Annotated in this window: 11 protein-coding genes; 4 read left to right on the plus strand and 7 right to left on the minus strand. The window is 72.7% G+C overall.

The window, feature by feature from the left end; genetic code table 11:
* Window positions 1–28: 28 nt before the first annotated feature.
* The 6 genes from H1226_RS15530 to H1226_RS15555 all read right to left on the minus strand — a co-directional run bounded on the left by H1226_RS15530 (window position 29) and on the right by H1226_RS15555 (window position 6,467).
* Entirely contained in the window at window positions 29–1,126 is a 1,098-nt protein-coding gene (locus H1226_RS15530; RefSeq protein WP_258341356.1) for a VOC family protein, read from the minus strand.
* 21 nt (window positions 1,127–1,147) lie between these two features.
* Entirely contained in the window at window positions 1,148–2,533 is a 1,386-nt protein-coding gene (locus H1226_RS15535) for an MFS transporter (protein ID WP_258341357.1), read from the minus strand.
* 45 nt (window positions 2,534–2,578) lie between these two features.
* Window positions 2,579–3,493, minus strand: coding sequence for an amidohydrolase family protein (locus H1226_RS15540; protein ID WP_258341358.1), 915 nt, complete (start codon window positions 3,491–3,493; stop codon window positions 2,579–2,581).
* Window positions 3,494–3,568: 75 nt separating this feature from the next.
* Complete coding sequence (gene ligK / locus H1226_RS15545; protein ID WP_258341359.1) at window positions 3,569–4,252, minus strand: 4-carboxy-4-hydroxy-2-oxoadipate aldolase/oxaloacetate decarboxylase; 684 nt, start codon at window positions 4,250–4,252, stop codon at window positions 3,569–3,571.
* 14 nt (window positions 4,253–4,266) lie between these two features.
* Complete coding sequence (locus H1226_RS15550; RefSeq protein ID WP_258341360.1) at window positions 4,267–5,292, minus strand: amidohydrolase family protein; 1,026 nt, start codon at window positions 5,290–5,292, stop codon at window positions 4,267–4,269.
* Complete coding sequence (locus H1226_RS15555; protein WP_258341361.1) at window positions 5,289–6,467, minus strand: 4-oxalomesaconate tautomerase; 1,179 nt, start codon at window positions 6,465–6,467, stop codon at window positions 5,289–5,291. The genes H1226_RS15550 and H1226_RS15555 overlap by 4 nt, the downstream gene beginning before the upstream one ends.
* A gap of 253 nt (window positions 6,468–6,720) precedes the next feature.
* On the opposite strand from H1226_RS15555, the gene H1226_RS15560 reads away from it, so the two are divergent.
* Window positions 6,721–8,244: a sugar porter family MFS transporter gene (locus H1226_RS15560; RefSeq protein WP_258341362.1), complete on the plus strand. Its 1,524-nt coding sequence runs from the start codon at window positions 6,721–6,723 to the stop codon at window positions 8,242–8,244.
* A 108-nt stretch (window positions 8,245–8,352) separates the two neighbouring features.
* Here the strand turns inward: H1226_RS15560 and H1226_RS15565 are convergent, their stop codons facing one another.
* Window positions 8,353–9,276, minus strand: a complete 924-nt coding sequence (locus H1226_RS15565) for a sugar-binding transcriptional regulator (RefSeq protein WP_258341363.1) — start codon at window positions 9,274–9,276, stop codon at window positions 8,353–8,355.
* Window positions 9,277–9,868: 592 nt separating this feature from the next.
* On the opposite strand from H1226_RS15565, the gene H1226_RS15570 reads away from it, so the two are divergent.
* From H1226_RS15570 to H1226_RS15580, 3 genes are all read left to right on the plus strand, one after another.
* Entirely contained in the window at window positions 9,869–10,936 is a 1,068-nt protein-coding gene (locus H1226_RS15570; protein ID WP_255614502.1) for an alcohol dehydrogenase catalytic domain-containing protein, read from the plus strand.
* 14 nt (window positions 10,937–10,950) lie between these two features.
* Window positions 10,951–12,264, plus strand: coding sequence for an RbtT/DalT/CsbX family MFS transporter (locus tag H1226_RS15575; protein ID WP_258341364.1), 1,314 nt, complete (start codon window positions 10,951–10,953; stop codon window positions 12,262–12,264).
* A 192-nt stretch (window positions 12,265–12,456) separates the two neighbouring features.
* On the plus strand, window positions 12,457–13,680 hold the full coding sequence (locus H1226_RS15580; protein WP_258341365.1) for an MFS transporter: 1,224 nt from the start codon (window positions 12,457–12,459) through the stop codon (window positions 13,678–13,680).
* The last annotated feature ends 113 nt before the right edge of the window (window positions 13,681–13,793 follow it).

Here is a 13,793-nt window from a genome sequence, read left to right on the forward strand (position 1 = left end):
GGCCGGAGAACCGCCGGACGACGCGGGATCAGTCGACCGGCGGAGTGCCGTGGGTGTGGAAGGACTCGATGGTCTGCAGACCCCAGGCCTGGCCCCGCGCCCGTTCCCGCTCGGTCCAGGTGATCAGCGGCCAGTCGGGGGCGAGCACCAGGCGGGTCAGCGGGTTGCACAGCTCGACCCGGTTGCCACCGGGTTCGTAGACGTAGAGGAAGAAGGTCTGCTGGATGGCGTGCTTGTGCGGCCCGGTCTCGATGAACACGCCGGTGTCGACGGCGAGGTCGGCGGCGCGCAGCACGTCCTCGCGGGTGTCGGTGGCGAAGGCGATGTGGTGCAGCCGTCCCGAGGAGCCGGTGTGGTCCTTGGTGTGCACGAGGTCGTAGGACTTCTGGGTGAAGGTCTGCCAGCGGGCGGCGATCTCGCCGTCGTCCAGCCGGATCTGCTCGGTGGGGCGGGCACCGAGCACGTCGACGAGGAAGCCGCTGGCCCGCGCGACGTCGGCGGCGAGGTAGTTGACGTGGTCGAGCCTGCGGACTCCGACGCCGTGGCCGGGTTTGGCCTGCGGCTGGTTCTTCAGCGCGGGCGCGAGTTCGTCGGGCGCCTCGTACCAGGACGTCTCGTGGTAGAGCGCGATCTCGTGCCCGTCCGGGTCGACCGTGGTCCACAGTGGACCGATGCCGGGTTCGTCGCGCACCCACCGCCCGCTGCCGCCCGCGGCCCGCACCGCCGCCGTGCGGCGCTCCAGGGCTTCGGCGGAGGAGCAGCGCAGCGCGGTGCGGCCGACGCCCGGCCGGTCGCGGCGGGTCACCACGAGGCTGTGGTGCTCGTAGTCGTCCCAGGTGCGCAGGTAGGTGTGGTCCCCGTCCTGCGCGGTGGTGGTGAGCCCGAGGAATTCGGTGCAGAAGGCCACCGTGTCCGCGGGGCACGGCGTGAACAGCTGGACGTGCCCGAGGTGGGCGACGTCGCCGAGCGGCGGGCGCGTGGGCGTGTCGGCGACCATCCGCGCGAGGGTGGTGAGCTGCTCCGGGACGGGGTTCTTCGGGACGGGGTTCTTCGAGACGGGGTGTTCCGGGAGCGGGCTCTCCTGGGCCGGGTTCTCCTGGACCGGCTCTTCCGGGACCGGGTTCATGCGACCTCTCCTCCGAAGGGTTCAGCGACCGGTGGCGGGTTCCGGCGCCGCCGACTCGGCGCGCAGCCGGATCTTGCGGGTGGCGGGTCCGAACAGCGCCAGCGCGATCGCCCCCACCACCCAGGTTCCCGCGATGAAGTAGAAGACGGTCCGGTAACCGTGGCCGCTGTAGAGCGCGGCGATGATCAGCGGCCCGAAGGCGTTGGACAACCGGCCCAGCCCGTAGGAGATCGAGGTGCCCAGCGACCGGCCGCCGGTGTCGTAGAGCTCCGGCGAGTAGGCGTAGGCCAGCGAGGTGTAGCCGCGTTCGAACAGGTTCACCAGGAAGCCGAACACGACGACCAGCACCGGCAGGAACGTCAACCCGTACAGCAGCCCGGAACCGGCGATGATCAGGCCGAAGACCACCAGCGCCCACTTGCGCTCGAACCGATCGGTGACCTGCGCGGCCAGGAACGACCCGAGCGGCGCGCCGACGGTGGTGAGCGCGACGAAGAAGATGGAGTCCTCCACGCTGACGCCCTCGGCGGCCAGCAGCGTCGGCGCCCACGAGGAGAAGCCGAAGAACCCGATGGTCTGGGTGATCCACAGGACCGAGAGCAGCACGGTCGGGAACAGGAACTTGCGCTGCTTGAGCAGGCGCAGTCCCGGTTTCGCGGTGGCCGCCGCCGCGACCGGTTCGGCGGCGGCGGGCAGGGCGCCGTGCTCGTCGACGGCCTCGTCCTCCAGCCGCCGCAGGACCGCCTCGGCCTCCTCGCGGCGGCCGCGGTTCTCCAGCCACTGCGGGGATTCGACGAGCTTGCGCAGGAAGAACAGGAACAGCACGCCGAGCGCGCCCCACAGGTACACCAGCCGCCAGGTCTGCTCCCCCATCGGCACGACCAGCGCGGCGATCAGGTTGGTGACCGGGGTCCCGCAGATGCCGATCATGATCACGTAGGCCTGGAACTTGCCGCGCTTCGCCCGCGGGAACAGCTCGTTGAGGTACACGACCGCGACCACGGTCATCGCGGCGAGCCCGGCGCTGGTCAGCACCCGGAACACGCCCATCGAGGCGATGTCCCAGGCGAACACCGTCGCCAGCGACCACACCGAGAACCACACCGTGGTCAACGTCAGCGTCCGCTTCCGGCCCAGCCGGTCGGCCATCCCACCGGCCACCACCGACCCGAGGAACATGCCGACGAACGACAGCGAGGTCACGTAGGCGATGTGGCCGACGTCGGCGCCCCACTGCTCGCGGACCTTCGGCGCGGTGATGGCGAAGGTGTTGATGTCGGCGAACTCGAAGAAGTACGCGAACGCCAGGGCGGCGATCGTGGTCCGGTGGAACCGGGAGATCGGCAACCGGTCGAGCCGGTTCGCCGAGTTCGCGGCCCGTTCGTCGCCGTTGACGGGGTGCTGCACTGCGGTCTCCTCGGGGCGGGCCGGGCTTCGTCGCCCGGCCGTGGATCAGGCCTGCTCGTCCGGCCAGTACAGGCGCATCGGGTTGTCCACCAGCAGCGCCTGCCGCTGCTGCGGGGTGACCGCGATCCGCGGGACGTGGTCGAGCAGGAGCCCGTCGTCGGGCATGTGGTCGGTGAGGTTCGGGTGCGGCCAGTCGGTGCCCCACAGCACCCGGTCCGGGAAGGCCTCGACGGCGCGGCGCGCGAAGGGCACGACGTCGGCGTAGGCGTGCCGCTGCCCGTCGAGCGCGGGCGGGCCGGTGCGGGACAGGCGTTCCGGGCAGGAGACCTTGACCCACGCGCGGTGGCGGTCCGCGAACTCCAGGAACCGGCCGAACTCCGGCCCGTCCGGGTCCTGCGCGACGTCGGGGCGGCCGAGGTGGTCGATCACGATCGGCACCGGCAGGCTCGGCGCGAACTCCTCGATGTCGGGCAGGTCGCGGGCTTCGAAGTAGAGCACCACGTGCCAGCCCAGCGGCGCGATCTTCTCGGCGATGGCCCGCAGGGTCCGGGTCGGCGCGGTGTCGACGAGCCGCTTGACGAAGTTGAACCGCACCCCGCGCACCCCGGCCGCGTGCAGCCGCTCCAGCTCGGCGCGGGTGACGTCACCGTCCACCGCGGACACCCCGCGGGCTCGGCCGCCGGAGGCCCGCAGCGCGTCGACCAGGGCGCTGTTGTCGGTGCCGTGGCAGGTGGCCTGCACGATCACGTTGCGGGACAGGCCGAGGTGGTCGCGCAACGCGACCAGCTGCTCCTTGCCCGCGTCGACCGGGGTGTACTTGCGCTCGGCGGCGAACGGGAAGCGGGCGGCGGGCCCGAACACGTGGCAGTGCGCGTCGACCGAGCCCGCGGGCGGGACGAACGCCGGAGTGCTCGGTTCCGGGTGCCAGGGCAGCCACCCCGGGGTGACTTCGGTGCTCATGGGGTTCTCCTCCTGCCGCCGTGGCGGCGTGCGTCGTTGCACGGGATCGCCGGTTCCCGCTCCGGGACCCGGAGTTCAGTCCCGGTAGGTCAGTCCCATGGCTTCGAGCTTCGGGCGCATGCCGTAGAGGTCCAGGCCGAGCTCGCCCTCCTGGAACCGCGCCCGCTTGCCCGCTTCCCCGGCCTCCCGCTTCGCGGCGGCCGCCGCCACCTCCGATGCCTTCGCGGCGGGCACCACGACCACACCATCGGTGTCGGCCACGATGACGTCGCCCGGTTCGACCAGCGCGTTGGCGACGACGACCGGCACGTTCACCGAGCCGAGGGTGGCCTTGACGGTGCCCTTCGCGTTGATGGCGCGGGAGAACACCGGGAAGTCCATGGCGCGCAGCTCGTCGACGTCGCGGCAACCGCCGTCGATGACCAGCCCCTTCGCGCCGCGGGCGCGCAGCGAGGTGGCGAGCAGTTCGCCGAAGAAGCCGTCCTCGCATTCCGTGGTGCAGCCGGCGACCAGCACGTCGCCCTCCTGCACCTGCTCGGCGGCGACGTGCAGCATCCAGTTGTCCCCGGGCTGCAGCAGCGCGGTGACGGCGGTGCCGCAGACCCGCGCCCCTTCGTAGACGGGGCGGACGTAGGGCCGCAGCAGCCCGACCCGGCCCAGCGCCTCGTGGACGGTGGCGACGCCGAACTCCGCGAGGGCTTCGACGGCGTCCGGGTCGGCGCGCTGGACGGTCCGGTGGACGATTCCGAGTTCGTGCACGGTGCTCCTTCGGTTCAGCGGCCCTGCGCGGTCAGGCGCGCGTCCAGCCGGGGGTAGGCGCGGCGGGCGTTGCCCGCCTCGATGGCGGCGAGGGATTCGGCGGTGAGCCCGGCGCGCTCGACGTAGCGGCGGGTGTCGTCGAAGTGGTGCCCCGTGCGGGGGTCGATGCCGCGCACCGCGCCGACCATCTCCGAGGCGAACAGCACCGACTCGTGCGGGATCACGTCCAGCAGCAGGTCGATACCCGGCTGGTGGTAGACGCAGGTGTCGAAGAAGACGTTGCCCAGCAGCGCTTCCTCCGGCTCCGGCTTGCCCAGCGCTTGGGCGAGCCCGCGGAACCGGCCCCAGTGGTAGGGCACCGCGCCGCCGCCGTGCGGGATCACCAGGCGCAGCTCGGGGAAGTCGGCGAACAGATCTCCCTGCAGCAGCTGCATGAACGCGGTGGTGTCGGCGTTGAGGTAGTGCGCGCCGGTGGTGTGGAACGCCGCGTTGCAGCTGGTGGAGACGTGCACCATCGCGGGCACGTCCAGCTCGACGAGCTTCTCCCACACCGGGTACCAGTGCCGGTCGGTCAGCGGCGGGGCGGTCCAGTGCCCGCCGGAGGGGTCGGGGTTGATGTTCACCGCGACCGCGCCGAGCTCCCGCACCACCCGCTCCAGCTCGGGCAGGGTCGTCGCCGGATCGACCCCGGGCGACTGCGGCAGCATCGCACCGGGCGCGAACCGCTCCGGGTAGAGCTCCGAGACCCGGTGGCACAGGTCGTTGCAGATCCGCGCCCACGCCGCGGAGGTCGCGAAGTCCCCGACGTGGTGCGCCATGAACGAGGCGCGCGGGGAGAAGACGGTGACGTCGATGCCGCGCTCGTCCATCTGCCGCAGCTGGTGGGCTTCCAGGGACTCGCGGATCTCGTCGTCGCTGATCACCGGGCCCGCCGGGTCGGGCCGCAGCGCCGGGTCGGCCAGCCCGGCGACCTGCGCGTCGCGCCAGCGGCCGAGCGGCTCGGGGGCGGTGGTGTAGTGGCCGTGCACGTCGATGATCACGCGGAACGCTCCTCGGCAGCGGGATTCCAGAGGGCGGCGGGTACCAGGACCTCGCCGGACATCAGCAGGCGGGCGGTGCGCAGCAGTCCCGAGCGCAGCACCCGGCCGGGTTCGGCGGGGTCGAGCCCCAGGGTGACGCTGAACTCGCCGGACGGGTGCTCCACCGAGACGGTGGGTTCGGTGCCGCGGACCTCGGCGGCCACCTCGCGGGCGACGCTGCCCTCCAGTACGCACGCGGTGGCGGCGGTGACCGCGGCCAGCACGCCGATCGAGCGGTGCGCGACCCGCGGGATGAGGCTGCGGGTGGACAGGTCGCCGCCGTGCCGGGGCGGCGCGACGAGCGTCATCTTCGGGTAGTTCTTCGCTTCCACGTCGCCGAGCCCCATCGCGCGGCCGCAGACCAGCCGCAGCGCCTCCACCTTCGCCCGGAGCTCCGCGTCGGCGTCGATCTCGGCGGGGTCCTCGTAGCCGGTGGAGCCGAGCCGCGCGGCTTGGACGACCACCAGCGGCTGCCCGTTGTCGATCAGCGTCACGTCCACCGCGCCGAGCCCGGGGACGTCGACGGTGTCCCGCGTGTTCCCGGTCGGCAGCAGCGAACCGGCCACCGAGCCCGCGGTGTCCAGGAACCCGATCTCGACCGGCGCGGCGGTGCCGGGGACGCCGTCGATGCGCGCGTCGCCCGCGTACTCGACGTGCCTGGTCCCGTCCGGTCCGGCGGGGGTGCGGACGGTGATCTCGGCGACCATGCCGGTGTTGCGGGTGAGCACGCGGGCGGTGGTGCGGTCGGCGTCCGGGACGACCATGCCGGTCTCGACGGCGAACGGGAGCACCGCGGCGAGCATGTTCCCGCAGTTCGCGGTCGTGTCGACGGTGCTCCCGCCGGGCTGCACCTGGCCGAACGTCCACTCCACGTCCACGCCGGGGCGCTCGCCCGGGCGCACGATCCCGACCTTGCTGGTCAGCGGGTGCGCTCCCCCGAGCCCGTCGATCTGCCGCTCGTCCGGGGAACCGAGCGCGGCCAGCAGCACGGCGTCGCGGGTGGGAACGTCCGCGGGCAGCGCCCGCTCGTCGAAGAACGGTCCCCGCGAGGTGCCGCCCCGCAGGAACAGGCACGGGACCGCGGTCTGCGCGCCGCGGCGGTGCGAGCGCGCGGCCGGTCCGGCGTCGGCGGGCATGGCATTCCTCCTCCGAGGTGCCGCGGGTGCGGCGTCCTCCGTGGGCATGCCGAGCAACCTAAACTATGAACACGATTGTTAACAATCCCTTGGACAAAATCAGATTCGGTGCGTGGTCCCGGACATCGGGGGCCTGGCGGACCGGAGGCCGCGCCCGCGCTCCGGCACCAGCACGTTGCCAGCGCTGCGACCAGGGGCGGGGCGCCATAGCATCGCATCCGCCACGGCCCTCCAGCGCCTGCGAGGAGTGCGGATGTCCGAACAACACGGCGGATCCGACGACCCGGAGCTCGCGGGCTTCGACGAGGAGCCGGACCTGTCGGCGGCGGAGCGGGACCTGCGTGGTGTGCCCACCCGGACGCCCGCGGGGGATCCGATCCGGAACGTGTACTACGTGGCGTTCGTGGCCGCGCTGGGCGGCCTGCTGTACGGGTACGACACCGGGGTCATCTCCGGCACCCTGATCCAGATCGCCCAGGACTTCGGCATCACCGAGTCCTACCGGCTGTTCGGCGCCACCATCCCCGGCCACACCATCGAAGAGGTGATCACCGCCTCGATCCTGGTCGGCGCGGTGGTGGGCGCGCTCGGCGCGGGCTGGTTCGCGATGCGGTTCGGCCGCCGGTCGACGATCATCACCGTCGCGGTGATCTTCGCGGTCGGCGTGGTGCTGGCCGGGCTCTCCCCCGAACCGCTGACGCTGATCGGCAGCAGGCTGCTGCTGGGGCTGGCGGTGGGCGGCTGCACCCAGACCATCCCGACCTACATCGCCGAGCTGTCCCCGCCGGAGCGCCGCGGTGGTTTCGTCACCTTCTTCAACGTCGCGATCGGCATCGGCATCCTCGCCGCCGCGCTGGTCAACGTGGTGTTCCGCGAAGCCGGCTGGCACTGGAAGATCATGGTCGCGGTGGTGCCCGCGGGCCTGCTGGTCCTCGGCATGCTCCGGGCCCCCGAGAGCCCGCGCTGGCTCGTGCACCACGACCACGTCGACGCGGCGCGGATGGTGCTGCGGTGGGTCCGGCCCGACGGTCCGGCCGCCGACCGCGAGGTGCGCGGGATCGAGCACGTGCTCCAGCGGGAGAACGAAGCCCGCGGCGGCCCGTGGTCGGCCCTGGGCGAGAAGTGGCTGCGCCCGGCGCTGGTCGCGGGCCTGGCGGTCGCGATCTTCACCCAGATCACCGGGCTGGAGATGATGATCTACTACACGCCGGTCATCCTGACCATGGTCGGCTTCTCGTCCGGGTTCTCGCTGTGGGCCAACGTCGGCGTCGGCGTCGTGTACGTGGTGATGACGCTGGTCGGCAAGCTGGTCGTCGACCGGATCGGCCGCCGCAGCCTAATGCTGACCATGCTGCCCGGGTCGGCGATCTCGATCGCGCTGTTCGGGCTGCTGTTCCTGGTCTCCGGCCAGCGGCCGGACCCGTGGCTCGCCCTGGCGCTGCTGCTGGCGTTCATGTTCTTCCAGGCGGGCGGCATCCAGGTCGTCGGCTGGCTGATCGGCTCGGAGATCTACCCGCTGCGGATCCGGCCCGCCGCCACCGGCCTGCACGCCGCCGCGCTGTGGGGGGCGAACCTGCTGGTCACCTCGACGGCGCTCACCCTCGTCAACGCGCTCACCCTGGGTGGGGCGATGCTGGTCTACGCCGCGCTGAACGTCCTGGCCTGGGTGGTCGTGCTGCTCCGCGTGCCCGAGACGAAGGGCCGGTCGCTGGAGACCATCGAGCGCAGTCTCAAGCGCGGCACCTTCCTGCCCGAACCGGTGCGGCACAGGTCCTGACGCCGCCGCGCGGACGGTCTCACCAGCTGCGCGCCGCGGCGCGCAGCTCCCCGAAGACGAGCGCGCGGGGCGAGGCGGTCGGCGTCCGCTAGCGGCGGACCCGGCCGCTCACCCGAGCGCGAGCAGCTCCTCGGCGGCGGTGGCGTCGGTGACGAGGCCGTGGATGAGGCCGGAGCGGATCGCCGCGAGCATCGCCTTGGTCTTCGTGGCACCGCCGCCGACGGCGATCACCTCCGGGACCTGGCGCAGCAGCTCCGCCGGGATCGCGATGCAGCGGTCCTCCAGCCCGGAGACCACGCCGCCCTGCACGTTGAGCAGCGTCCCGCACACCTCGGCCTGCACGCCCTTGGCGAGCAGCGCCCGCCGCTCCTCCACCGGCAGCGAATCGTGCATCTTCGAATCCGGCGGGTCCCAGCTGCCGACGCCCACGACCGCCCGCGTCACCGTCCGGTGCAGCTCCAGCGCGCGGGCGATCCCGGGCTGGCTGCGCAGCCCGCGGGCCGTGGTGGTGTCGGCGACGACGAACGGCGCGTAGATCGGGCTCGCCGGGCCGCCGTTGACCGCGGACACCTGCCGCACCAGCTCGACGGTGTTCTCCGAGACCGAACCGGCGACCCCGGTCAGCTGCACCACCGGGCAGGTCGCCAGCTCGGTCAGCGACTCGGGGATCGAACCGAGCGTGCGGCCCCAGGCGACGCCGAGGCAGTCGTCCTCGGTCACCACGTCGCCGAGCAGCTCGGCGGCGACCTTGCCGAGCTGGCGCCGCCGGGTGGCCGCGTCGTCGGCCGTGACCACGGCGAGCGCCCGCTTCAACCCGAAGTGGCGGCGCAGCCGGTCCGAGAGCCCGGCGTCCACACCGGACGGGAGTTCGACGGTGATGCGCACGATCCCCGCCGCGTGCGCGGCGTCGAGCAGCCGCGCCACCTGGAACCGCGACAGCGCGAGGTCCTCCGCGATCTGGGACTTCGTCCGCTTCTCGAAGTAGTGCTTCGTCGCGACGAGCGCGGCCAGCATCTGGCGCTCCGGACCCACCTGGACTCCCGACTGGCGTGACGACCGCTCATATGAGCGGCCGGTGTTGACTGATGAGCGGGGCGGGTCCGAAGGTAGCACCTCGTCGACATCGGGGTCCGACGCGCGAGGAGAGCAGTGCACGGCAACGCGACAGGACCGGCTCACCGGAGCCGGGCCGGGCGGTGGGGACGAACCACCGCCTCCGGTCGAGGCTGCCCGGCCCCTCGCCTCGGGCACGACCCGGCCCACGAGCGCCCGGCTGATCGGCGCCTCGCCGGCCCGGTACGGCCGGGTCACCCCGTACCCCGCTCCCCCGAACCGGCCCGCCGGGCGGGGCAGCAGCGGCGATCCGGCGGAACCGGGTGGCCCGGGACGGCGCCGGAGGAGCGGACATCTGCGCAGAGTCCGCCCGTCCGGCCCGCCCCGGCCGCACCGGTCGCCGCTCCCCCGTTGACCCGCGGCCCGCTGGGCGCCCGCGATGGCGGAGTGCACCGCGTCATCGCAGGCAGCAGCCCGCCCTGGCAACGGAGATGATCCGCCCCGCGGGCGGATCGATGATCGAGAAGTGGAACCACTGGAGGCAAAGGTGCCGAACCCCATTCCCAGCCGGATGTCGGCTGTCGTCGTCCACGGCCCGGAGGACTACCGCCTGGAAGAGGTGGACGTCCCCGCACCGGCCGCGGGCGAGTTGTTGATCGAAGTGGAAGCGGTCGGCGTCTGCGCCAGCGACCTGAAGTGCTACCACGGCGCCGCGAAGTTCTGGGGCGACGAGAACCGCGCCGCCTGGGCGCAGAAGGGGATCATCCCCGGCCACGAGTTCGTCGGCACCGTCGTGTCCGGTGACGAGGAGGCGCTGCGGCACCACAAGGTGGAGGTCGGCGACCGGATCGCCTGCGAGCAGATCGTGCCCTGCGAGGAGTGCCGGTACTGCCGCCGCGGCGAGTACTGGATGTGCGGGCCGCACGACATGTTCGGCTTCCGCAACTACCACGGCGCCATGGCCCAGTACACGCTGGTGCCGAAGAAGGCCCGCGCGCACAAGGTCTCGCACGACCTGAAGCCGGAGCACGCCGCCTACGCCGAACCGCTGTCCTGCGCGCTGCACGCGGTGGAGCGCGCCGACATCAAGTTCGGCGACGTGGTCGTCGTCGCGGGCTGCGGCCCCATCGGCCTCGGCCTGATCGCCGGTGCGCGGCAGAAGAACCCGATGACGCTGGTCGCGCTGGACCTCGACGACGACAAGCTCGAACTGGGCCGCCGCTGCGGCGCCGACGTCACCTTCAACCCGTTGAAGGACGACGTGGTCGCCAAGGTCGCCGAACTGACCGAGGGCTACGGCGCCGACGTCTACCTGGAGGGCACCGGTGCCACCCCGGCGGTCGGGCAGGGGCTGAACCTGCTGCGCAAGCTCGGGACCTACGTGGAGTACTCGGTGTTCGGCTCGGACGTGACGGTCGACTGGTCGATCATCTCCGACGACAAGGAGCTCAACGTCCTCGGCGCGCACCTCGGGCCGCACTGCTGGCCCGCGGCGATCAAGCTGCTGGAGCAGGGCAAGATCCCGGTCGACGAGATCTGCACCCACCAGCTCGGTTTGAGCGAGTTCCAGCAGGCCCTCGACCTGGTCGCCGACACCTCGGGTGCGTCGGTCAAGGTCTCGATCCTGCCCAACGCGTGAAGGGCGGGACGAACATGACCACCACCGAGACCACCGGCGCGCAGCGCGAGACGTTCCTCGACCGGGTCGGCATCCCGCACTCGCTGCGCTGGGGATTCCTCGCCGTGCTCGTCTTCATGACCGGCAACGGCACCGAGACCAACTTCATCTCACCGCACATCGAGACGGTGCTGGGCAGCCCCGCGGCCACGGTCAGCACGCTCATCTCCATGTACGGCGTGTCCGTGCTGGTGGGCAGCTACCTGTCCGGCGTGCTGGCCGACCTGTGGGGGCCGCGCCGCGTGATGCAGCTCGGCGCCGCCGTGTGGGTGGTGTTCGAGGCGCTGTTCCTGCTGGCGCTCGGCACCGGCAGCATGCCGCTGGTGTTCCTGACCTACTTCCTGCGCGGGTTCGGCTATCCGCTGTTCGCGTTCGCGTTCCTGGTGTGGGTCAACGTGGTCACCCCGGTGGAGCGCAACGGCAAGGCCGTCGGCTGGTTCTACGTGATGTTCACCGGCGGCCTGCCCACGCTGGGTTCGCTGTACGCGCTGGGCATGATCCCCCTCTTCGGCGGTGGAACGGGCGGGGAGACCGGGGCGATGGTCGCCTCCATCGCGCTCGTGGTGATCGGCTTCCTGATCGGGCAGTTCGCGGTGCGCGACCCGCGCGGCGACCGCCGCGTCGCCGCCGCGGAACTCTCGACCACCGAGGTGCTGACCGCGGGGCTGCGGCTCACCGCGCGCCGGCCGAAGATCCTGATGGGCTTCCTGGTCCGGCTGATCAACACCGCGCCGCAGTACGGCATGTTCATCATCCTGCCGACGGTGATCGCCGACGAGCTCGGCTGGGGGCAGTCGCGCTGGCTGGTCATGACGACGCTGGTCTACGCGTCGAACATCCTGCTCAACGCCGTGTTCGGCGCCATCGGCGACCAGTGGGGCTGGCGGCGGACCGTGCAGTGGTTCGGCGTCTTCGGGTCCGCGGTCGGACTGCTCGCCTGGTGGTACGTGGCGCACCTGGTCCCCGCGGGATCGACGTGGGGATTCTGGGCCGCGACCGCCGCGGGCTGCCTGTTCGGCGCGCTGCTCGCCGGGTTCGTCCCGATGGGGGCGATCATGCCGGCGCTCGCCCCCGAGCAGAAGGGCGCGGCGATGGCCATGTACACCACCGCGGCGGGGGGCGCCGCGTTCCTCGGCGCCGCCGTCCCGGCCGTGGTGCTGAGCATCGGGCTCGGCAACTCCGGCGTGGTGTGGGCGTTCGTCCTGCTCTACGTGGCCGCGTTCATCATGGTCGGCTACCTGAAGGTGCCGGAGGACGAGAACCGGCGGGCGGTGGCCGCGAGCCGCTGACCCGTTCCGCTCGACGCAGGTCCGCCCGTGCCGCACGGGCGGACCTGCTCGTGTTCGGGACCCGTACCGGGCGGGCGGCACCTCGCCACCGTCCACATCGGCCGGACGGGTGTCCGGGATCACTCGCCGCGACGGGATTTCGGGCGGGAATCCGCTTGACCGTGCCGCGACGGCCGGGCGTGTGCTGGGCGCATGCCGCTCACCGCCGCCACCTACCTCGCCTCGCACCTGCTGAGCCTGCTCGGCAACGGGATCGCCGCGGTCGCGCTGCCGCTGATCGTGCTGCAGACCACCGGGAGCCCGCTGGGCACCGCGGTCCTCGCCGGGGCGACCGCGATCCCCGCCGTGGTGGTCGGCCTGCTCGGCGGAGTCGTGATCGACCGGGTCGACCGGCGCACCGCCTCGGCGGTCTCCGACCTCGTCTCCGCCGCATCGGTCGCCGCGCTGCCCCTGGTCGACCTGCTCTGGGGCCTGAACCTGACCTGGTTCGTCCTGCTGGGGATCCTCGGCTCGTTCGGGGACGTGCCCGGCACGACGGCGCGCGAAGTGCTCGCGCCCGCGGTGGCGCGGCACGCCGGGATCGACCTGACCCGGTTGATCGGCCTGCGCCAGACCACGACCTCCGCGGCCCTGGTGGTCGGCCCGGCGGCGGCCGGCCTGCTGCTCGCCACCTTCGACGCCACCTCGGTGCTGTGGATCACCGCGGGGACCTCGGCCGCGGCGGCGCTGCTGACGCGGACGCTGCCGCGCGGGCTCGGCGCGGTCGAGGCCACCGCGGCGCCGCGCCGCTCGGTGCTGCGGGAACTCGGCGAAGGCTTCGCCGTGGTGGGGCGGAGCCGGTTCCTGCTCGGCACGTCCGGGATCGTCGTCGGCCTCGCCGTGGCGCTCGGCGGGTTGCAGGGCCTGGTGATGCCGCTGTACTTCGACCGCATCGCCCGGCCCGACCTGCTCGGGCTGGTGCTCACCGCGCTCGCCGCCGGGATGCTGGGCGGCGCGGCGCTCTACGGCGCCGTCGGGCGGCGGCTCGGCACCCGGACGTGGCTGTCGATCGGATTCGCCCTCACCACCGCCGGATTCCTGCTGATGGCGTCCCTGCTCGCCCCGGCCGCGGTGTTCGCGGGCGCCGCCTTGCTCGGCCTGGGCAACTCCGTGGTCGGCGCGGTCGTCGGGGTGCTGCAGGTCGAACGCACCAGCGGTGCGGTGCGCGGGCGGGTGCTCAGCCTCAAGACCACACTGCTGACCGTCGCCGCCCCCGCCGGGATCGGGCTGGCCGGGGTGGTGGCCGAGCACGGGACGCCGGTCCTCGCCGGGCTCAGCGTCGCCGGGGTGTGGGTGCTGGTGCTGGCGGCCGTGCTCGGCACCCGCGCGCTGCGCGACGTGGCACCGGCGGCGGTCCCCTCCCCCGCCCGCGGCTGAGGACGCGGTGCGCACCGCGCGGCACGCGACGTGTGGTGGGCTGGTACCCGCCCCGGGGCCCGCCCGCAGCGGAGCACCGGCGGTGGCGCGGAGCGCACCACCGGCTCGGCGAC

Source organism: Saccharopolyspora gregorii, from assembly GCF_024734405.1.
GTDB lineage: Bacteria > Actinomycetota > Actinomycetes > Mycobacteriales > Pseudonocardiaceae > Saccharopolyspora_C > Saccharopolyspora_C gregorii.